This window comes from Enterococcus sp. AAFC-DPL-6103 (assembly GCF_058216595.1).
On record NZ_CM177102.1, the window covers coordinates 2,051,877 to 2,072,692 of the forward strand.

The 20,816-nt window shown below is 37.3% G+C and carries 18 protein-coding genes; 5 read left to right on the top strand and 13 right to left on the bottom strand.

Features of this window, described 5'->3' with window-relative positions:
• Positions 1-33 precede the first annotated feature (33 nt).
• Positions 34-2,043, bottom strand: coding sequence for a methionine--tRNA ligase (metG, locus tag AC4BC3_RS09745; protein WP_206910899.1), 2,010 nt, complete (start codon positions 2,041-2,043; stop codon positions 34-36).
• Between the two features lie 260 nt (positions 2,044-2,303).
• Between metG and AC4BC3_RS09750 the strand changes: the two genes are divergently transcribed.
• Together AC4BC3_RS09750 and AC4BC3_RS09755 are read left to right on the top strand one after the other, a co-directional pair.
• Entirely contained in the window at positions 2,304-2,582 is a 279-nt protein-coding gene (locus tag AC4BC3_RS09750; protein WP_347401447.1) for a hypothetical protein, read from the top strand.
• A gap of 93 nt (positions 2,583-2,675) precedes the next feature.
• Positions 2,676-3,509, top strand: coding sequence for an NUDIX domain-containing protein (locus tag AC4BC3_RS09755; protein WP_206910901.1), 834 nt, complete (start codon positions 2,676-2,678; stop codon positions 3,507-3,509).
• Positions 3,510-3,679: 170 nt separating this feature from the next.
• Here AC4BC3_RS09755 and AC4BC3_RS09760 read toward each other — a convergent pair whose 3' ends face one another.
• The 5 genes from AC4BC3_RS09760 to opp3b are packed head-to-tail and all read right to left on the bottom strand — an operon-like array spanning position 3,680 to position 8,699.
• Positions 3,680-4,690 carry an RNA-guided endonuclease TnpB family protein gene (locus AC4BC3_RS09760; protein ID WP_206910904.1) on the bottom strand — a complete coding sequence of 337 codons (1,011 nt, stop codon included), beginning with the start codon at positions 4,688-4,690 and terminating at the stop codon, positions 3,680-3,682.
• A gap of 13 nt (positions 4,691-4,703) precedes the next feature.
• Complete coding sequence (locus AC4BC3_RS09765) at positions 4,704-5,657, bottom strand: ABC transporter ATP-binding protein (protein WP_206910906.1); 954 nt, start codon at positions 5,655-5,657, stop codon at positions 4,704-4,706.
• Positions 5,632-6,708, bottom strand: coding sequence for an ABC transporter ATP-binding protein (locus tag AC4BC3_RS09770; RefSeq protein ID WP_490466382.1), 1,077 nt, complete (start codon positions 6,706-6,708; stop codon positions 5,632-5,634). Before AC4BC3_RS09770 ends, AC4BC3_RS09765 begins: the two co-directional genes overlap by 26 nt.
• Positions 6,709-6,713: 5 nt before the next feature.
• Positions 6,714-7,757, bottom strand: coding sequence for an ABC transporter permease (locus AC4BC3_RS09775; RefSeq protein WP_206898229.1), 1,044 nt, complete (start codon positions 7,755-7,757; stop codon positions 6,714-6,716).
• Complete coding sequence (gene opp3b, locus AC4BC3_RS09780; RefSeq protein ID WP_206898228.1) at positions 7,758-8,699, bottom strand: oligopeptide ABC transporter permease; 942 nt, start codon at positions 8,697-8,699, stop codon at positions 7,758-7,760.
• 84 nt (positions 8,700-8,783) lie between these two features.
• Between opp3b and AC4BC3_RS09785 the strand changes: the two genes are divergently transcribed.
• Positions 8,784-9,128, top strand: a complete 345-nt coding sequence (locus AC4BC3_RS09785; protein ID WP_206910910.1) for a DUF3899 domain-containing protein — start codon at positions 8,784-8,786, stop codon at positions 9,126-9,128.
• A gap of 84 nt (positions 9,129-9,212) precedes the next feature.
• Here AC4BC3_RS09785 and AC4BC3_RS09790 read toward each other — a convergent pair whose 3' ends face one another.
• The 5 genes from AC4BC3_RS09790 to AC4BC3_RS09810 all read right to left on the bottom strand — a co-directional run bounded on the left by AC4BC3_RS09790 (position 9,213) and on the right by AC4BC3_RS09810 (position 17,285).
• The gene (locus AC4BC3_RS09790) at positions 9,213-10,877 is read right to left on the bottom strand and encodes a peptide ABC transporter substrate-binding protein (RefSeq protein ID WP_206910911.1); all 1,665 of its coding nucleotides are present in this window, start codon (positions 10,875-10,877) and stop codon (positions 9,213-9,215) included.
• A 319-nt stretch (positions 10,878-11,196) separates the two neighbouring features.
• Positions 11,197-11,742, bottom strand: a complete 546-nt coding sequence (aac(6'), locus tag AC4BC3_RS09795) for an aminoglycoside N-acetyltransferase AAC(6')-Ii (protein ID WP_206910912.1) — start codon at positions 11,740-11,742, stop codon at positions 11,197-11,199.
• 150 nt (positions 11,743-11,892) lie between these two features.
• Positions 11,893-12,960: a dual-specificity RNA methyltransferase RlmN gene (gene rlmN, locus AC4BC3_RS09800; protein ID WP_206910913.1), complete on the bottom strand. Its 1,068-nt coding sequence runs from the start codon at positions 12,958-12,960 to the stop codon at positions 11,893-11,895.
• 189 nt (positions 12,961-13,149) lie between these two features.
• Positions 13,150-15,594 carry a DNA translocase FtsK gene (locus tag AC4BC3_RS09805; protein WP_490466383.1) on the bottom strand — a complete coding sequence of 815 codons (2,445 nt, stop codon included), beginning with the start codon at positions 15,592-15,594 and terminating at the stop codon, positions 13,150-13,152.
• Between the two features lie 251 nt (positions 15,595-15,845).
• Positions 15,846-17,285, bottom strand: coding sequence for a glycoside hydrolase family 1 protein (locus AC4BC3_RS09810; protein ID WP_206910916.1), 1,440 nt, complete (start codon positions 17,283-17,285; stop codon positions 15,846-15,848).
• A 231-nt stretch (positions 17,286-17,516) separates the two neighbouring features.
• Between AC4BC3_RS09810 and AC4BC3_RS09815 the strand changes: the two genes are divergently transcribed.
• Positions 17,517-18,332 (top strand): Cof-type HAD-IIB family hydrolase, encoded by an 816-nt coding sequence (locus AC4BC3_RS09815; protein WP_490466384.1) that lies wholly within the window; start codon positions 17,517-17,519, stop codon positions 18,330-18,332.
• A 285-nt stretch (positions 18,333-18,617) separates the two neighbouring features.
• Positions 18,618-18,851 carry a hypothetical protein gene (locus AC4BC3_RS09820; protein WP_490466385.1) on the top strand — a complete coding sequence of 78 codons (234 nt, stop codon included), beginning with the start codon at positions 18,618-18,620 and terminating at the stop codon, positions 18,849-18,851.
• Positions 18,852-18,996: 145 nt separating this feature from the next.
• Here the strand turns inward: AC4BC3_RS09820 and AC4BC3_RS09825 are convergent, their stop codons facing one another.
• Together AC4BC3_RS09825 and AC4BC3_RS09830 are read right to left on the bottom strand one after the other, a co-directional pair.
• Positions 18,997-19,344 carry a hypothetical protein gene (locus tag AC4BC3_RS09825; RefSeq protein ID WP_490466386.1) on the bottom strand — a complete coding sequence of 116 codons (348 nt, stop codon included), beginning with the start codon at positions 19,342-19,344 and terminating at the stop codon, positions 18,997-18,999.
• The gene (locus AC4BC3_RS09830) at positions 19,337-20,665 is read right to left on the bottom strand and encodes a Y-family DNA polymerase (RefSeq protein ID WP_490466387.1); all 1,329 of its coding nucleotides are present in this window, start codon (positions 20,663-20,665) and stop codon (positions 19,337-19,339) included. Before AC4BC3_RS09830 ends, AC4BC3_RS09825 begins: the two co-directional genes overlap by 8 nt.
• Positions 20,666-20,816: the final 151 nt, after the last annotated feature.

Below are 20,816 nucleotides of genomic sequence, written 5' to 3' on the forward strand. Positions count from 1 at the left end.
AATCCAACCATGAGGATTGGATTCCTTTTTTATTTATGCGATTTCTGAACCATTTGGCATTCCTTTTGGCGCTTCAACTACTTGCAATGAGCCATCAGGTGCTTCTGCTGAGAGAATCATTCCTTGGCTGATTTGACCACGCATCTTACGTGGTTTTAAGTTCGCCACGATCACAAGTTTTTTGCCGATTAACTCACTTGGATCAGGATAATATTCTGCGATTCCAGATAAAATTTGACGGTCCTGATTATCCCCTGCAGCTAAACGGAATTGCAATAACTTATCTGCACCTTCCACTTTTTGACAGTTGATTACTTCAGCAACTTTCAATTCAACTTTATCGAATACATCAAATTTGATTTGTTTTTCTTTTGAAGAAACAAATTCTGTTTCTTCTGGGTCCCACTTCACTGTATCCTCTGTACTTTGTGTACCTTCAGACATTTTCATTTGGATATAAGCAACTTCTTCATCCATATCTAAACGTGGGAAAATCGGTGTGCCTTTAGTAACAACTTTTGTTCCAGAAGGAAACTCACCAAAGTGTAACCCTTCCAAGTTCATTGATTCAGCATCTAATCCTAATTGTTTAAAGATTTTGACTGGTGTTTCAGTCATGATTGGTTGCAACAAAATAGCGGCAATTCGTAAGGTTTCAGCCAAATGAACCATTACGCTATCCAATTCATTTTTCTTTTCTTCATCTTTTGCTAATACCCAAGGCTCTGTTTCATCGATGTATTTATTCGCGCGAGAAATCAATACCCAGATTTCAGCTAAAGCCGTGTTAAATTCCATTTTTTCCATAGCATCATGGTAACGTCCAACTACGTTTGCAGCAGTCGTTGACAACTCGCTATCAAAAGGTGTCACTAGTGAAGCATAATCAGGAACAATTCCATCACAATATTTGTTGATCATCGCAACAGTACGGTTCAATAGATTCCCTAAGTCATTCGCTAAATCGTAGTTTACGCGAGAAACAAAATCTTCTGGTGTGAAGACACCATCAGACCCAAAAGGAACTGCACGTAATAAGTAATAACGTAATGCATCTAAGCCATAACGTTCAACTAGCATTTCAGGATAAACAACATTTCCTTTTGATTTAGACATTTTACCATCTTTCATCAATAACCAGCCATGTCCAAAAACTTTTTTAGGCAATGGCAAATCTAGTGCCATTAACATAATTGGCCAATAAATTGTGTGGAAACGAACGATTTCTTTTCCAACCATGTGAACGTCTGCAGGCCAGTATTTCTCAAACAAGCTGTCATCATCTGAACCATAGCCTAACGCTGTAATATAGTTTGACAATGCATCGATCCAAACGTATACAACGTGTTTTGGGTCACGTGTCACTGGGATGCCCCAGCTAAATGTCGTTCTTGAAACAGCTAAGTCTTCTAAGCCAGGTTTGATAAAATTGTTGATCATTTCTTTTTTACGTGATTCAGGTTGGATAAATTCAGGATGTGCTTCGTAATACTCAAGCAAACGATCTGCGTACTTACTCATGCGGAAGAAATAAGATTCTTCTTTGACTAATTCCACTTCGTGTCCACTTGGTGCTTTCCCACCAATCACGTTACCTTCATCATCTTTGTAAACTTCAGCAAGTTGGGTTTCTGTAAAGAATTCTTCATCAGAAACTGAATACCATCCTTCGTATTCCCCTAAATAAATATCACCTTGTTCTAGTAAACGATCAAATATTTTTTGAACAGCTGCTTTGTGATAATCATCCGTTGTTCGAATAAATTTATCGTAACTGATATCAAGTGTTTTCCATAATTTTTTCACGTCTGCAGCCATTTTATCCACATACTCTTGTGGTTCAACACCTAGTTCAGCTGCTTTTGTTTCGATTTTTTGACCGTGCTCATCCACCCCAGTAAGATAAAACACATCAAAGCCCATCAACCGTTTGTAACGTGCAACAGCATCACAAGCAATCGTTGTGTACGAGTTACCAATGTGCAGTTTGCCACTTGGATAATAGATTGGCGTAGTAATATAAAAAGTTTCCTTTTCTGCCACGGGGCTCCTCCTCCTTTATCGCATGATGCGAATTCGTTTCCTTGCTAGTATACCACAAAATAATCTTAATGTTAGCGAATTTTTGAAAAGGGAATTCGACAGCAATGCTTGTCTTCCCATCTGGAAAAAAGGGGAAACATTAAGACACTTTATGCGTTTATTCAGTTACGTTTTTTGGAAAATTTTTCCTCGCTATTTTTCTAAAAATGAATCATGTATAATAGAAACTGAAAAACCAACGAACAAAGGTAGGAATGATTATGCAGAAAAAACACACGATTTTTATGATCAGTATCGCAGTACTGACAATTGTTCATTTAATTTTTAGTTATTTTTATATAAGGATGTATGGTTACTTTAATTTAAACGGCAACTTGAGCAGTTTCCTTCTTGTATCCAATCTTTTCCGTATCGCATTAGATTTATTTATTATCATTTGCGGATTTCTTGCTCTTCGCGAAGAAAAAATGAAATTTTTGCCTTTTTATTTACTGTTCTTTTTGGTCAACTTAGTTTTCCCCTTCCTCTTCCATCTTTGATAACCATGAAATTTTTCGGGAAATCCTTGGTTTTTTCCGAGAGTCTGCTACAATAAAGTAAATTGTACTTTTATCGGCAGTGGAGGTGTCAGAATGAAAGAATTTACTTCTAAAGAAGAAGAAAAATTATATTATGAACAAGAAGCCAGTGAAGAAGATTTTTTAACTTGGTATCAAGCACAAGAACGTCCTGAATACGACAAGCCTTCTTTGACTGTCGACATCGTTTTGATGTGTTACAACAAAGAAGAAGATCAGTTGAAAATTCTTTTGATTCAAAGAAAAGGACATCCTTATCGAAACTCTTGGGCATTACCTGGTGGCTTTGTCCAACGAGATGAGTCAACTGGCGAAAGTGTCTTACGCGAAACACAAGAAGAAACGGGAGTCATTATTTCTAAAGAAAACATTGAACAACTTCACACATTTAGCACGCCCGACCGTGATCCACGTGGCTGGGTCGTAACTGTCAGTTATCTTGCCTTTATTGGTGAAGAACCTTTGATTGCAGGAGATGATGCCAAAGAAGTCCGCTGGTTCACTTTAGAACGACAAATGAATCAAATCCACTTGACCAGTGGCGATGTCTCAATCGCGCTTGATTTAACAACTGGCCAATCAACTGGAAAAGATAAGTTGGCATTTGACCATAGTTTTATCGTGTTAAAAGCCTTTAACCGCATCGTTAATAAAATGGAACATGAACCACAAGTCCTCCAAGTATTAGGTAAAGATTTTACAATTACTGAAGCTCGCAAAGTGTTTGCTAAATTTTTGGGAATTGATTTTAAATCCATTGACCACTCAAATTTTAAAAAAGCAATGTTGCAATATTTTGACGAAATTGGTGAACGCCCTGTTGGAATCGGTCGTCCATCAAAAATCTATCAATTAAAGCCCGAACATCATCCAAAAATAGAAGATTAATTTATAAAAACCAAGGACTGTAACAAAAATCATTACTGATTTAAGTTACAGTCCTTGGTTTTTGGTTTCTCATAATTAGTGAGCTTTTCCTTTAGGCGAAAAGAAAATTCCTAGAAACAAAAGTTTAAAAACTTTTTATTAACAAGGCGAACTCTGGCGCTCCTACCAGTTTAGACATCAAAAAGTAATTGTTTTCCAATTCGTTCCAACAGTCTACTCTTTTCTTGCGCAGAATGACTGTGGATATCCTGTGTATTAATCAAGAGAAAGGTTTTCTGATACCATTCTGCTTTATACCTCAATTTGGTCAACAGTTTGTGCCAATCTTGCACTGAAAAATCAGAAGCAAGATTCTCATCTGGCAATGATTCAATAAACAAATAATCAAATTTATTCACCAGAACAGCAGAAAGTTGTTCTAAGTAATCTTCCCGTTGATATTTTTGTTTTTGATACAGATTCAGTACTTTTCTTTTTTGTTTTTGATAATTTTTTGCTCGTTCTAAAGCTTTTTTTCGTTGTTGAGCTGCTTTTGCTCGAATACTCAATTTTCTTTCTGCTACAGCGATTTTTTGATTTGTCACCAAAAGTTTAGGTGTAACAACCTCGATTTTCTGCGAAGTTTCGACTAATCCTTTGGGGCAATACGCGATTCCCACCCATTCATTGGTTTTCTGTCTTTTATTCAGCGGAACTTCACATAAAAAGGAAACGTAAAACTCTTCATTATATCGTGAAGAAATCGTAGCTGAACGAATCGTACCTTCGATTGGTCGGTGGACATGCACGTTGAACAACTTTTTTTGTTTTGGTAATTTCAATTGATTTCCTTCTAAATAAATGGTGTGTCCTTGGTTATTTGTGGTATAAGACTGCCACATACTCTTCTTACTTTTCAATTTTGGAAAGCTCGCTCGTCCTTTAAAATAATTGCGAAACGCACGATCCAAATTCAACTGAGCATTGGCTAATGCCAAACTATCTGCCTCCTTTAAAAACGCATAACGCTTTTTCAAGGTAGCTGGTGTCAACGAATAATCAATCACACCTAATTGCTTATAGGTTTCTTGTCGTGAAAGTAGTAAGTGATTATAAGTGAAACGAACACAACCAAAATTTTGAATCAACCACTTTTTTTGTTCATCGGTGGGATACATCCGGAATTTAAAGGCTTTGAGCATCAGCACTTACCCCCTAGTTTGTTACGAGTAAGTTTTCTTTTTTTCGTTGCAATTTTTTCGCGTAATAAGCAACTTCTTGTTCTGTTGCGTACACAAAATGTTCTGGGGCAATTTCTTTTAATGTACGTACTTGATTATCCTCTGGCTCTGGCTGATATTTGATTCGACGACGTTGTCTCTCATGATCTGGATCTGGTAACGGAATAGCAGATAACAAACTTTCTGTATAAGGATGAACACCAAAGTTATAAATTTCATCACTTGTCCCCATTTCCAACAATAAGCCATTATGCATGACACCAATGCGATCACTAATGTGTTTCACCATCGATAAGTCATGGGCAATAAACAAGTAAGTTAAATTTTGCTCTTCTTGTAAGTCTTGTAATAAATTCACTACCTGAGCCTGAATTGACACATCTAACGCAGAAATAGGCTCGTCACAAATAACAAACCGTGGATTAACTGCTAACGCTCGAGCAATGCCAATCCGTTGACGTTGTCCACCTGAGAATTCATGAGGATAACGTGTTCCGTGACTGGGATTTAACCCAACTGTTTTTAGCAATTCATCAACTTTTTGCGCACGCTCCTGCGGTGATTTTGCTAAGCCGTTCACATCAATGCCTTCAGCAATAATATCACGAACTTTCATTCTCGGATTTAAGGATGCGTAAGGATCTTGAAAAATCATTTGGACTTCATGACGAAATTTCGTCATTTCTTTTTTTCCTTTGATTTTTGTTATATCTTGTCCATCAAATAAAATCTCACCACCAGTTGGTTCATTTAAACGAATGACCGTCCGACCAGTCGTCGACTTTCCACTCCCAGATTCACCAACTAACCCAAACGTTTCTCCTTCATAAATATGGAAACTGATATCGTTCACCGCGTGCACTTCATTTTTTTTGCCAATGTTGAAATATTGTTTTAGACCTTTAACCTCGAGTAGCTTGTTTTTCATCCACTATTCCCCCTTGGCTCCCTTGTTTTTCTTTAAAAATTGCCCAACGGCGTTGAATTTCTTCTGGTGGCAGAACTTTTGGTGCTTGTGGTGCTAACAACCAGGTTGCCGCTTTGTGTGTTGCAGATAATTCAAAAAATGGTGGTTCTTGCTCTGCATCAATTTGCAAAGCATATTCATTACGTGGATAAAAGGCGTCCCCTTTTGGTGGATTCAACAAATCTGGAGGCGAACCAGGAATTGCATAAAGTTGCTTACTTGCGCTTTCCAACGTCGGCATTGAGCCAAGTAAGCCCCAAGTATAAGGATGTTGCGGATTATAAAAAATTTCTTCTGAAGTCCCTACTTCGATGATTTTCCCACCATACATAACAGCTACTCGATCAGCAACATTTGCTACTACACCAAGATCATGGGTAATAAAAATAATCGATGTATCAATTTTTGTTTGAATTTCTTTTAGTAATTCTAAGATTTGCGCTTGGATTGTTACATCTAACGCGGTTGTGGGTTCATCAGCGATTAAAATTTCTGGATAACAAATCAAAGCAATCGCAATCACGATCCGTTGCCGCTGTCCACCTGAAAACTGATGTGGGTAACTTTTGATTCTTTTTTCAGCTTCTGGAATTCCAACTAACTTTAGTAAGTCAAGTGCTGCTTTTTCGCCATCTTTTTTTGATACTTTATTATGTTTGCGTAAAGATTCCGCTACTTGCTTTCCAATTGTCATGGTTGGATCTAATGATGTCATTGGATCTTGGAAGATCATCGCAATTTCTTTCCCGCGAATTTTTTGCATTTCTTTTTCGGATTTGTTCACAATGTCTTCCCCTTTAAACAGGATCTGACCGGCATCAATGTTGGCATTACTTGACAGGAGTCGCATGATACTTCGAGTTGTAACAGATTTTCCACTCCCAGATTCACCAACGATTGCCAAAGTTTCCCCTTTATTCAAGTGAAAATTCACGCCGCGAATTGCTCGAACTTTACCAGCATAAGTGTCAAAAGAAATTTCTAAATCTTTCACTTCTAAAATTTTCGTCATAATTCTCACTCTTTCATTTTAGGATCGAAGGCATCACGTAATCCATCAGCTAATAAGTTAAAGCCAATCATGATAACCGATAAAGTTGCTGCCGGAATCCATAATAGATAAGGCAGATATAAGAATGTTTTGTAGCCATCACTTAGCATTGTTCCTAATGAAGCAGACGGTGGTGTTAAACCTAACCCGATGAAACTTAAGAATGCTTCGAAGAAAATAGCAGATGGGATACTAAACATCATTTGGATAATGATGACACTTGAGATATTCGGTAAGATATGTTTAAACGCGATTTTCAACTTTGATTCACCCAAAGTCAAACCAGCCAAAACGTACTCTTGATCTTTCAATTTCAATGTTTGTGCACGAACGATCCGCGCCATTGGAATCCAGTTTGTGATTGCCATCGCCGCTACGATTGAAAAAATTCCCGGTTCAAATACAACTAACATCAAAATCATTACGACTAGGTTGGGAATCCCAGATAAAATTTCCAAAAAACGTTGCATTGCATTATCTACACGTCCGCCTAAAAGACCAGAAACCAAGCCATAAGCAACGCCAATCGTCACGTCTAAAATGGCTGCAATAAATGCAATCAATAGAGAAATTCTCGTCCCCATGAACAAGCGACTCAACACATCACGACCTAAACCATCTGTTCCCAAAAGAAAATTTACATTTGCTGGGACATTTGCCTGCGCGTATTTATCAACTAACTCGCCACCAACCATTGCTTTCCCATTTAGGCCATCGATACTGATGCCAGGAATACGCGGTGGTAAGTTGATATAATCAACATTTTGCGCAGTTGGATTGTGTGGTGAAACAAAAATCGTCACGATTGAAATCAAAATGATTGTCGTTAGTAAGACCATCGAGATCACTGCGGCTTTATTTTTCTTCAATCGACGCCAAGAATCTTGTAAGAAATTCAACGAAGGAGCAGAAATCTGTTCACGCTCGGCTTCGGTATTCTTTTGTAAAGGAAGAAACTCGTCTGCCGGAATCTCGGCAACTGTTTCATAGCGCTTCGGTACCATTTCCATCTATCCTCGACTCCCTTCAGAAACACGAATTCTTGGATCAACTAACCCGTACAATAAGTCAACGACTAAAATAACAAAAATCAACATAAATGAGTAAAGAATTGTCACAGCCATGATTGTCGGATAATCATTTGTGGTAATTGATTTCACAAATTGTTCCCCGATTCCAGGAATGGCAAAAATATTTTCAACTACTAATGAACCAGTCATCAACGCAACTGCCAGTGGTCCTAATAAAGTCATCAATGGGATCAAACTGTTTCTTAAGCCGTGTTTGAAGGCAATTTCCCAACGACTAAGTCCTTTTGCTCTAGCTAATTCAACATAATCGCTATGAAGAACTTCAACCATTTCGGTCCGAATAAAGCGGGCGGAATCGGCAAGTGGAGACATCGCTAAGGCAATTGTTGGTAAAATGGTATAGACGAAACCATCCCATTTTGCGATTGGTAAAATGTGTAACTTCATTGCAAACACATATTGGAGTAACACTGCAAACACAAAGTTAGGGATCGAACGTCCCAAGATTGCAATTAAGGTCGATGAACTATCCACCCACGTGTTTTGCTTCATTGCAGAAATCGTTCCTAAGATTGTTCCAACAAACGTTCCAACGATAATTGCTTGTAATCCTAATTGTAAAGAGGGGCCAATTCTGCCTGCTAATAAATTAGCCACAGGTTGGTTTTTAAATTGGAAAGAGATGCCAAAGTCACCTTGAAGTAAATTAGAAAGATAAATTCCATATTGAACAAGTACCGGTTTGTCTAAACCTACTTGTTTATTCAACATTTCAATCGTTTCAGGACTCAAACGTTCCTGATTGGTATATGGTGTTCCTGGTAGTAACTGCATTAAGAAAAAAGTGATTGTGGCTATCAACCACAGCGTGATCATCATGAAGAAGACACGTTTTAAAACATATTTGATATAACTATTCACAAATGTTTCCCCCTAGCTTTTGACTTCTGACAAATGTTTCGCTACATTATTAAGTAATGAACCAACTGATAAAGGAGCAAAAAAATGAACAAAAAGTATCTTCCTTATGCCATTTCCATTTTGTTGATGGTCTTCATTTTAATCAAAAATTTCTTAACCAATCAATTAACTTTTCTGCAATTATCAAATGATTTTTTCTTATGCGCGTTGCCGTTTTTGATTATCGGCGGATTTTTATGGGTTTTTTCCTCGGGTTTCTTTGATCATTTTCAACGATCGATTCATCTAGCTAGAACAAGAAACCGGAAGAAAAAACCAGAGTTCTCGCTGCTTTCATCTGCCAGCCATGGTATGTACAGCTTTTGGCTGATTATTGCTGGGATTTTACTTATTTTTTCCATTCTCTTCATGCTTTTCGCTCTTTTATAATTGTTGATGAGAACAGGGTGTGTCGTTGGATCAATGACCTACCCTGTTTTTTCTCATCTTCAATTGTTACCTATATAGAAGTGGTTATTCTTCGATATATGTCCACTTGTAATCCCATGAAGCCCCAGCTGCATGATGCACGATACCTTTGACTTTTTCATTGACTAAATGACCTTCAGCCTTTTGGTAAACTGGTGCAACACCCATATCATCAGCAATGATTTTGTTTGCTTCTTGCAAATCGTCCCAACGCGCTTTTTCGTCGCCGGCATCAGCTGAAGAAGATGCTTTCACTACTTTGTCATATTCTTCATTGCTCCATTGTCCGCGGTTATAAGAGTTTCCTGTTACGAATAGATCTGTAAAACTACTTGGGTCTGCGTAATCAGCACCCCAACCACCTAATACTGTATCGAAATCACCTGATGATGAACGATCCAAACGAACAGAGAATGGTACTGGAACTGGTTTGACTTTCACGCCATCTAAGTTTTCTTGAATTGAATTTTGGATGTATTCAATCACTTTCTTCGTTGAGTCATCATCTGATGCCATCAATTCAAATTCAAGTGAGTCAATACCTAGTTCTTTCTTCGCTTTTTCCCAATGTTCTTTTGCTTTGTCTTTATCATAAGAAACTAAATCGCCAGCTTCTTTTGCAAAGTCTTCGTTTGTATCAGGATTTTTTGTCATATCTGCTGGAATTAGTCCAGTTGATGCAACTGAGCCATCCCCCATCACTTGTTTTACTAACGCATCGCGATTGATAGAATACGAAATTGCTTTTCGCAAATCAGCATTATTGAAAGGAGAGTCTTCTTCACGTTGATTAAACTCGAGATAACTTGTACGAGCTTCTTTCACAGATGTATAAGCTGGATCATTTGCATTTTGTTGTGCTAACTCACCTGATAAAATGACATCATCTGCTTGTCCATCTTTAAAGAGATTCAATGAAGTAGAAGATTCTTTTACTACACTTACTTTGACTTCTGATAGCTTCACTTCATCTTTATCCCAATAGTTATCATTTTTCTTGTATGTCCACTCTGTATCAGTACCAGGGCCGTCAAAATCTTCTAATGTAAATGGACCATTGTAAACTGCTTTGTCACTTGCTGAAGCATAAGCATCACCATTTTCTTCAACAACTGCTTGACTTTGTGGGAAGAAAGATGGGAAAGCTAATAAATATTGGAAATAAGGTGTTTGTTTTGTTAGTGTGATCTCTAATTCGTGATCACCATTTGCTTTGATGCCTAATTCTGATTTATCTTTTTTGCCAGCTGTAATATCTGCCGCATTAGCAACTGGTTCAAATAGATACGCATATTCAGATGCTGTTTTTGGATCAACCGTACGTTGCCAACCATAAACATAATCTGCTGCCGTTACAGGTTCACCATTCGACCATTTTGCATCTTCACGTAATTTGATTTTATAAGTTAAACCATCTTCGCTGACATCTGCCAACTCACTTGCACCTGCAGGCTGTGGTTTACTATCTTTATCAAGACGATAAATTCCTTCATATACATTATTCAACGCTGTGAAACTAATTGTATCTGTCGCAACAGATAAATCAGCTGTTGGCATCTCTTGAGGTACAACTAAATTAAATACGCCGCCTCCACTAGCAGAACCACTGCTTTTTGTATTACTGCTCCCTGTATCTGAACTGCCACCATAACAGCCAGCAAGGACAAGGCCACAAACCGCAACAAAACCAAAAGTTACTTTCTTTTTCATCTTTCGTACCCCTTTTATCGGAATTTTCAGAATAATTAAATATTTCTGAAGTTGTTTAAGAGTTTAATGAATAATTATTAAAAAATCAACTACTTTTTTCTTTTTTTTCTAAAAATAATCTCTTTAATCAGTATTTTTCGTTATATTTTTCAGAAAATTCCCTTTATTTATAAAGAAAATAACAATTTTTCATTTTCAATAAAATAATACGTAAAAAAGAGTTGATTTATTCAAAAAATGCTTTAATGTTCGGGTTTTACTCAAAAAAAGAGTCGAGCAAGGAATTCCTTGCTCGACTCTTTTTCATTTTTTCTTCTTTTTATGTGGTTGGTCTCGGCACAAGACCTTTTGCCATCCAAATATCAGGTCTATTCCAGCCATTTGCATCTGGGATCACACCAACAATTTGATAACCTAATTTCTCATAAAACTCATAGGGGTGACTTTTCAAGTTTTGAATAGCTTGTGCTTTATCAAAAGTATGTTCAAATAAATTGTCATAACTTAATGTTGTTCCATGATCCAGATCATCTGTCCCTAAATACATTGTGATCCCACCTTTTGAGGTCACTTCTTTTTCTATATAGGTCACTAACCTTGTCCCAATTTGATTTCTTCTTCGAGTACTTTCTACTACTAAGGGATGTAATTCCCAGCCTGTGAATCCATATTGAGGAATCGCTCCAACGAAACCAATCAACGTATCTCCATCTAAGGCAGAAACGGCAATGCGATCTGGTTCCATCAACTGGTCAACTTCTTTTGTCGCATTGGTCCCATATTCCTCTGGCCAAGTTAATCTTAATAGATCTGCAAGTTGATCTCGCAAATCGAGATTTTTACGATCGAATTCAGTAATAATCATTTGTTTCCCCCCATTCCAGCTCATTTTAGCAATGATTATGGAAAAATCCAAAGATTTCTTCTTGAAGGTTCAAAAATGATCGCTTATTTCAGATCAAACAAAAGAAGACGTGAACATGTCACGTCTTCTAAAATAAATGTCGTTTCTTACTTACGATCTTTTTTCTTTCTTCATTTGCTTACTACGTAATTGTCCACAAGCCGCATCAATATCTGTCCCGTGTTCTTTACGAACGACACAGTTGATGCCATTTTTCTTCAAGACATCATAAAATTTCAAAACATCCGCTTTAGGACTGCGTGAATATTGATCATGTTCACTTACTGGATTATATGGAATCAAATTGACATACGCTAATTTTTTCTTATCTTGCAATAGATCAGCTAATTGCTGTGCATGTTCTGGTCGATCATTCACGTTGTTCAACATAATGTATTCAAACGTGATTCGACGATTCGTTTTCTCAAGATATTCATCAACTGCTTCCATCAATTTTTCAATTGGAAAGCTTCGGTTGATTCGCATAATTGACGTCCGAACTTCATTATTTGGTGCATGCAAGGAAATTGCTAAGTTTACTTGCAGTCCATTATCAGCAAATTCTTTGATTTTATTTGCTAAACCACTCGTTGACACAGTGATGTGACGTGCCCCGATTGCTAGACCTTTTGCATCATTGATAATATGCAAGAAATCCATCACGTTATCATAGTTATCGAATGGTTCACCAATCCCCATGACAACAACGTGAGAAACTCGTTCGCCTTCTTCACGTTCATCAAAATAATGTTGAACCATCATGATTTGAGCAACAATTTCTCCTGCGGTCAAATCACGATTTTTTTTCAATAATCCACTGGCACAGAAGGTACAGCCAATATTGCAACCAACTTGAGTCGTAACACAAACGGACAAGCCGTATTCCTGACGCATCAAGACTGTTTCGATCATATTCTTATCTGGTAATTCAAATAAATATTTGACTGTCCCGTCAGCTGCTTCTTGTACAACCATTTGTTTTAATGGATTAATCACAAAGTTCTCTGTTAGTTTTGCAATCAAATTTTTTGATAAATTGGTCATTTCTGAAAACTCAGTTACCCGTTTTTGATAAAGCCATTCCCAGACTTGGGCAGCACGGAACTTCTTTTCACCATTGTTGATAAACCAATTTGTTAGTTCTTCATTCGTCAAGCCATAAATGGACGTTTTTTCCAAAATTATTTCCCTCTTTTTCTCAAAGTTTCGCTACATACTATAACTGATTCTATCAGGGAATGCAAGGAAGTTTGCGAGAACCTTCACTTGTTCATTCGTAGTGAAGTTCAACTAAAAAACCAGTCAACACAGGAGTATTCGCTGTGTCGACTGGTTTTTTGTGCACATATGACTTTTTGTTTCTATTAATTATAGATGATCATCTGGCTGGCCTTCTGGTAAATCATTCATAGGCTCTTCCAATTGTTCAATAAAGACTTTTCTTGGCTTACTTCCTTCTGACGGACCTACCACCCCATGCGTTTCTAGTTCATCTACTAGACGCGCTGCACGATTGTAGCCAATTCTGAATCTTCTTTGTAATAAAGAAATGCTTGCTGTTTGCATCTCAACAACTAAAGCTTTGGCATCGTCATATAATTCATCTTGCGGTTGTTCTGGAGTACCGGTTGACTCAACTTCATCTGTTGGCATCATTTTCTCTTCGTAACGTGCTTCTTGTTGAGATGTTACAAAGCTTACAACGCGCTCAACTTCATGATCCGAAATAAAGGCTCCTTGTACGCGGATTGGTTTGTTTTCTCCCATCGGTAAGAAGAGCATATCCCCACGTCCAAGTAATTTTTCTGCCCCATTTGAATCAATGATCGTACGAGAATCAGTTCCACTAGAAACTGCAAAGGCCATTCGCGAAGGAACATTGGCTTTGATAATCCCCGTGATAACATCCACACTTGGTCTTTGTGTTGCTAAAATCATATGAATCCCAGCAGCCCGAGCCATTTGTGCCAAACGAATGATTGCATCTTCCACTTCATTACTGGCAACCATCATCAAGTCTGCTAATTCGTCAACGATGACAACAATAAATGGCAATGTCGGATGCTTCGTGCCATCTTCTACATTCTTTTGTTGAATAAATTCGTTGTACCCAGAAATATTTCTCACCCCTGTAGCGGCAAACTTTTCGTAACGTTCTTCCATTTCTTGAACCACTTTTTGTAAAGCTTGCGCTGCTTTTCGTGGATTTGTCACAACGGGTGTTAAAAGATGTGGAATCCCATTGTACATATTCAATTCAACCATTTTGGGGTCAATCATCATCAATTTGACTTCATGTGGTTTTGCCTGCATCAAGATACTTGTGATAATACCATTGATTGCAACAGACTTCCCGCTCCCAGTAGAACCTGCGACAAGTAAGTGAGGCATTTTGCTTAAATCAGCTGTCTGTACGCGACCAGATACATCACGACCTAATGGTACTTCCAACAGTTTATCTGGATGTTTTGGTTGTGCTTCGATTACTTCTCTAAAGGAAACCATACTGATTTTGCCATTAGGAACCTCGATCCCAATCAAAGATTTACCTGGAATTGGTGCCTCCATCCGAACATCTTTTGCTGCCAAGGCTAAGGCAATATCATCAGTTAAGTTAACGATTTTACTTACCTTTACACCCACAGCAGGCTGTACTTCGAATTTCGTAACAGACGGACCAAGACTCGCTTTTACCACTTTGGCATCCACACCGAAACTTTGGAAAGTTTGTTCCAGCACACCAATGTTTTTTTCGATTTTCTTATATTCATCACTTTGGTCAACTGCTGGAATCGAATCCAGCAAATCAATAGATGGTAATTCATACGCATGATTTTCTTCTTCAGCGGCAATTTCAAATTCTAGAACAGAGCCATCATCTTCAGGCACTTCTTGTTCAAGTCCTTCATGTCCATCGATTGGTAACGTTGTTTGTGTTGGCGTATGTTCAATCGGCGGCTTCGTCTGCATTTGTTCTTGGAAGCTATTGATTGGTACAAAATTGGCTTCGTTGGTTTCTGTCGCCGGTAATTCATCCGGTTCGTCGTATCTTGTTTGTTGATGTTCCCGACTTTTTTCCATTTCGGCTATCTCTGCTTCAGCTGCTTCTTGAGCGGCTAAACGTTTTGCTTCTCTCGCTTGTGCTCGTTGTTCTTTTCTCTCTGCTTTTTCCGCTTGTTTTTTTGCTTGTTTTGCTGGATCGCCTTCCAACAATCCTTGTAGTCTCTCCCCTAATGTTTGGATGCCTTCCAATAATTGATACCCTTCAAGATTGCTAAATAAAAATGCACCGACAATCAATAGTAAAATGGCAACCAGATAACTGCCTGGCTGCGCAATCAAAAAGTAAGTGAAATGATATAAAATAGCTCCGATCATCCCACCACCTACATTACGACTGACTTGACTTTGCTTAATATCGCTTGCTAATAAATCCCAAGTAGTGCCAAGAATATTTGGTTCTCCACTATGGAGTTTTCCAAATAAATGAGCGTGGAAGAAAAGTAAGATTCCTAAATAAAAGAAAATTCCCCCTACCAAACGTCGAGGTTTACCAATCTTTAATTCCGTATTCTTGATAATAATCCAGAATCCTGTGATGGCTAATAACAAACAAAGAATTGGATAAGTGTTCCCCGCAAATATTCGAAAGCCGTTGGCAACTAAAGTTCCTAGAAACCCTAATCGTAAAAAGCCAAACACAGCAAATAAAATCAATGCAAAACCGACAAAGATCGTCAAAAGTTGCTCTTGTTGTTGCTTTTGCTTTTTCGTCTTTTTCTTTTTCTTTGCAGGACGTTTTTTCTGCGCCATTATTTATCCCTCATTTCATTCCCCATTATACAAAAAAAAGGAAGGGAACTAAAGTTTTGTTTCAAAGAACTCGTTTCTTTCTTTTCATTTCGTCATTTTTTCATAAAAATATGAAAAAAAATTATCATAGTGAAGAGGCAAGAGGATATTCTGTTACTGTTTGATTATCAGAACTTAAATTTCCATTCACTAAAAAAAGTTGAAACAACAGCTACGCAGCTATCGTTTCAACTTTTTGATTTCGTTTTTTCTTATTCGATTGATTCGCCATTTTCTTTAATGACTGATTGATACCAATAGTAGCTATCTTTTTTGTAACGTTCAAGCGAACCTTCTTGTGTTTCATCTTGATCCACATAAACAAAGCCATAACGTTTTTGGTAGCCATTCAACCAACTTAATAAATCAGTATAAGACCAGGTACAGTAACCTAAAACCGTTGCGCCATCAGAGATTGCTTCTTTGATAGCTTTCACATGGTTAGCCAAATAATTAATTCGATACTCATCATGGATTTTTTTGTCTTCGGTTAACTGGTCATATTCACCTAATCCATTTTCAGTAATCAAAATAGGTGTTCGGTAACGACTAGTGATTCGACGAAGAGCAATTCTCAACCCTTCCGGATCGATTTCCCAATCCCAGTTTGTTCGTTCAACAAAAGGATTCTCAACTTTTTTGTACATTCCTGGCACACCTGTTTCTTCAGAAGAACCTTTTTTACCACTCGTATTCATTTTACCTGCGCCCACACCGTCTAACGGGTTAAACGCATTTGTTGCTGTCTGATAATAATTGATACCTAAGAAATCAGGTTTTGCTGATTGTAATAGTTCTTCGTCTCCTTCTTCAATCGTTGGTGCCCAACCTTGTTCCTCTAAAAATTTCATTGCAGCAATTGGGTACTTGCCCCACATATAGACATCCATCCAGTAGTTTGCCATTAGATCTTCTGCATTTTCAGCAGCTAAAATATTTTTAGGATCACTATTGATTGGATAATTCGGCGTATATGCAAAACTTGGTCCAATCTTCCCTGGCATATTTAATTCATGGAATTTATTGATTACAGAAGCATTTGCTAAATTTGCGATATGATTCACTGCATACATTCGTTTAGGATCTGTTACACCTGGCGGATGAACAGCCAATAAGTAGCCTAATGAAGTGAAAACATTTTGTTCATTCAAACTAATCCAATAATGAACTTTTCCACGAAAAGCTTCAAATAATGTTTCGGCATAATTGGTAAAATCCTCAATAATTTGACGTGATTCCCAGCCTTTATATTCATCTTGCAATGCTTGTGGCAAATCCCAATGATACAAAGTAACCATTGGTTCAATATCGTTTTTGATCAATTCATCCACTAGCTCTTGATAAAAAGCCAATCCAGCTTGATTGACTTCTCCACGTCCTGTTGGAAAAATTCGAGTCCAAGCAATTGAAAAACGATAAGCTTTCAATCCTTGTTCTTTCATTAAAGCAATATCTTCTTTAAAACGGTGATAATGATCCACCGCTAAGTCACCATTGGTACCTTTAAATGTTTTACCTGGTATCCGAACGAACTGATCCCAGACAGACTCTCCTTTGCCATCTTCTTGCCAAGCACCTTCGACTTGATAAGCAGCTGAGGCAGATCCCCATAAAAAATCTTTTGGAAACGAAGTTAATGTTTGATGTTCCATTGTCTACTTCCTCTCTTCCTTCATTCAATCCTTACAACCTTAGAATAACACGAAACCCCTTTCACTTCAAAGGATTTTTCCTTAAAAGTCTAGACATTAAAAATAATCAACTTCCTATTTCTTTACTACTGACTTAAAAAAGCTTCCGATAGTTGTATATACATGATACAATAGTTCCAAGTAACAATGTTACCGTTTTCTTTTGCTATAAAATAGAATGGAGTGACCATGATGAACCCTAATCCTCATAATATCCAACTAGTTGCTGTTGATATGGACGGAACTTTTGCACGAAGTGACTATACGTATGACATTCCAAGATTTAAAGATATTTTAGCTAGAATGGCTGCTGTAGGTTGTCGATTTGTTGTTGCTAGTGGCAACCAGTATCATCAACTACGTTCACTGTTTCCTGACGATGCTCACGAGTTGAGTTTTGTCGCAGAAAATGGCGCCTTAGTAATGGATCAAGAAGAACTTCTCTTTGCAGCAGATATTAAGGAAGAAGCAATCATGAGAGTGCTCTTCTTCTGTAAAGAGTATCCCGAAATCAAGAACGTGATGTGTGGATTTAACAGTGCGTATTGTGAACGTGGAAAAGTCAGCGAAGATTTTTTCAACTTAACAAATATTTACTACCACAAATTAAAGTGGGTCGATGATTTTTCACAAGTTGATGATCGTATTCTAAAATTTGCACCCACTGTTCCCGTAGAAAAAACTACCTATTACTGTGAATTATTTGGTGAAAACTTACAGGGAATGTTAGTTCCTACCAGTAGTGGTCATGGTTCAATTGATTTGATCATTCCGGGTTGTCATAAAGCGGCTGGTTTGCAAAAATTGGTACAACGTTGGGGGATTACGCCTGAGCAATGTGTCGCTTTTGGCGATGGTGGAAATGATCTTGAAATGTTAAAGTATTGTGGGCTTAGTTACGCGATGGCTAACGCGCCTGATGAAATTAAAAAATCAGCTAGCTACGTCTGTCCTTCAAACGATGAGGATGGTGTCTTAGTCACACTTGATAAACTATTTCCTAAATAAGTTTGAAGAAAGCTTCCTCGATCACTCTCTCTAACCGTCAAAAACTACTACTGAATTAAATTTGCGTTTTCTACGATTTTATTAATGATTCGAGCCAGATTTTATTTGTCCATTTCTTTTTCTAGATCACTGAATTATTTTAGCTAATACTTCCACACCAGTAGCTAAACAATGGGTTAAAAATGGCAATGGTTGGGTTGGTTTTTATTATCAAAAAGGTTATGATACTGGAAGAAAAGTCATAACAACAAAAGCTAAAACAGAAGAACTGGATTGAGGTCTAAAATGTCAATTGCATATAATAAATTCAAAAAACGCCACCTGTATCTCAATCTGATAATCATTTTTATTGTTGCTAGTTTACTAGGTATTTTGATCGAATATATCATCAATGGAGATTTCATTGGTTCGGGATTCTACACAGCTTTATTTTTAATGATTATTTATTTACTAAAAGCATGGCTTGAACAGAACAATAAAAACGGAAAAATTGGCTTAACAAAAGCAAGTAACAAATGAAAAAGAGGAATCCTTATTGAAAGGATTCCTCTTTTTCATTTGTCTTAGATTCCATGAATCGTTTTCCTACCCACCGTATCGAATAAATAAAAGCTATGTCATTTTAGTAATCCTCGATTATGATAACTTGCATCATAATAACTTTCTATATTAAACTCCACTTAACCGGATGATAAAATTCCACATGCCTAATTTCATCATAATTCACTTTGCTAGAACCTACATAGATCCCTAACTCATCATGTCCTAAAACAACACCAACAATATCGTTAGGATAATAGCCTTCAGAATCTCGTTCTTTTATTTGTATAGCAACAGATTCTCGTTTTATGAGTGCCTTATTCAATACTTCTGAGATTGCTTCAGTTGTCATTTGTGTTTTTGCCACATTCACTTGCGCAGTTTCTTTCGTCTTACTAGCAATTTTTTCAGTATGGTCAGATAAATACATGCCTTGCCATTTGATAATCCCTCGATCTTCATAATCAAACATGCTCGATTCCTCCATTTCCTCCAGCGTGCCCACCAACTAAATTACTTCGATCGATACTTCTCGCACCTTCGAGATAAGAAGACGCATGAACAATTGAACTAAATCCATATTTTCCACGAATTTTATCAATGATTCGATCTAAATTTTCTTCTCTCATTTGTTTTTCTGGATCGCTAAATAAATCTAATTGCGTGGAATCGGTATACACTAACTTGCTATAAGCTATGGAAACATGTCGGACTTCTTGACCATCATAAAATTTATGAAATAAATACATACAATACATTTGAAGTTCTTTCGTGTTATTCGTCAAAGGTATTTTCATTTGGCGAGAAAATCCCTCTTTTTCTTCCAAAATAGACGTGCCAATCCCTACATGGATACAGTTGGTTTTACAACCATGTTTTCTAATTCTGATTGCTACTTGTTCAGCCATTTCTTTCACGACAATCTCAATCTCTTCTTTTCTAGTATAATCTCTTGGCAAAACTTGAGAGTTTCCATAACTTTTTTCTTTTGTTTGAGGTGGAACAACTGCGATGTCTGTACGATCAATCCCATTAGCATGGAAATATAATTGTAATCCCAGCACACCAAATTTATTTTTCAGTGAATAAGGTTTCCAATTTGCTAACCCTTCGATCGACATGATCCCCATTTGATTCAGTCGTTTTTTGGTCCGTGAACCAATTCCCCAAAAATCAGTCATTTCTCTGATACGCCAAACTTTTTTAGGAACATCTTGGTATGTCCACTCAGCGATGAATCCTTCATTTCTTTTTGCTTCATTGTCTAATGCTAGTTTTGCAAGTAAAGGATTATCCCCTATTCCTACAGTGGCAATCAATCCCATTTCTCGATAAACATGTCGCTGAATTTTTCGAGCCAATTGCTTCCGTTGGTCGCTACGACTTTTCCCAGCTGTCGTAAATAATTTCATTGAGCTAGTGACTTTCAAAATCGATTCATCAATTGAATAAATCAGTAAATCTTCATCTGCTACATATTTTCTAAAAATATCATTTACTTCCATATTTCTTTTGATGTACAAATTCATTCTAGGTGCAGCAATAATCAAACTGTCAGGAAAAGGCGAAGGCAAATCTCTTGGTCGGCTAACATTAGAGATTCCATACTGTTGCTTAGCCATTGGCGAAGACGCTAGAATCAGACCTGAACCAGTATTATCCGCTTGACTCATAACAACCAGTTCTGTTGTCAAAGGATTCAATCCACGTTCGATACATTCAACCGAAGCATAAAAACTTTTCATATCGATCATGAAGTAATCATTCACAGGCTCATTTGAATAATCTAGCATGTCGTTCCACCTCACTTCATGCTCATTATACAAACGTATGTTCGCTTTGTAAACTAATTATACTAACTTTTTTCGTAAAAAAGTAAAAAACGAAGGCACAAAGTTTAGTCCTTCGTTGTTTTATTTAATTTTTTTATTTCTATCACAGCTA

Bases quoted from the DNA above. Each gene is read 5' to 3' on its own strand.
- AC4BC3_RS09750 (WP_347401447.1), top strand. From the start codon at position 2,304: ATGCAGAAAAAACACACGATTTTTATGATCAGTATCGCAGTACTGACA.
- AC4BC3_RS09755 (WP_206910901.1), top strand. From the start codon at position 2,676: ATGAAAGAATTTACTTCTAAAGAAGAAGAAAAATTATATTATGAACAA.
- AC4BC3_RS09760 (WP_206910904.1), bottom strand. From the start codon at position 4,690: ATGCTCAAAGCCTTTAAATTCCGGATGTATCCCACCGATGAACAAAAA.
- AC4BC3_RS09765 (WP_206910906.1), bottom strand. From the start codon at position 5,657: ATGAAAAACAAGCTACTCGAGGTTAAAGGTCTAAAACAATATTTCAAC.
- AC4BC3_RS09770 (WP_490466382.1), bottom strand. From the start codon at position 6,708: ATGACGAAAATTTTAGAAGTGAAAGATTTAGAAATTTCTTTTGACACT.
- AC4BC3_RS09775 (WP_206898229.1), bottom strand. From the start codon at position 7,757: ATGGAAATGGTACCGAAGCGCTATGAAACAGTTGCCGAGATTCCGGCA.
- AC4BC3_RS09785 (WP_206910910.1), top strand. From the start codon at position 8,784: ATGAACAAAAAGTATCTTCCTTATGCCATTTCCATTTTGTTGATGGTC.
- AC4BC3_RS09790 (WP_206910911.1), bottom strand. From the start codon at position 10,877: ATGAAAAAGAAAGTAACTTTTGGTTTTGTTGCGGTTTGTGGCCTTGTC.
- AC4BC3_RS09805 (WP_490466383.1), bottom strand. From the start codon at position 15,594: ATGGCGCAGAAAAAACGTCCTGCAAAGAAAAAGAAAAAGACGAAAAAG.
- AC4BC3_RS09810 (WP_206910916.1), bottom strand. From the start codon at position 17,285: ATGGAACATCAAACATTAACTTCGTTTCCAAAAGATTTTTTATGGGGA.
- AC4BC3_RS09815 (WP_490466384.1), top strand. From the start codon at position 17,517: ATGAACCCTAATCCTCATAATATCCAACTAGTTGCTGTTGATATGGAC.
- AC4BC3_RS09820 (WP_490466385.1), top strand. From the start codon at position 18,618: ATGTCAATTGCATATAATAAATTCAAAAAACGCCACCTGTATCTCAAT.
- AC4BC3_RS09825 (WP_490466386.1), bottom strand. From the start codon at position 19,344: ATGTTTGATTATGAAGATCGAGGGATTATCAAATGGCAAGGCATGTAT.
- AC4BC3_RS09830 (WP_490466387.1), bottom strand. From the start codon at position 20,665: ATGCTAGATTATTCAAATGAGCCTGTGAATGATTACTTCATGATCGAT.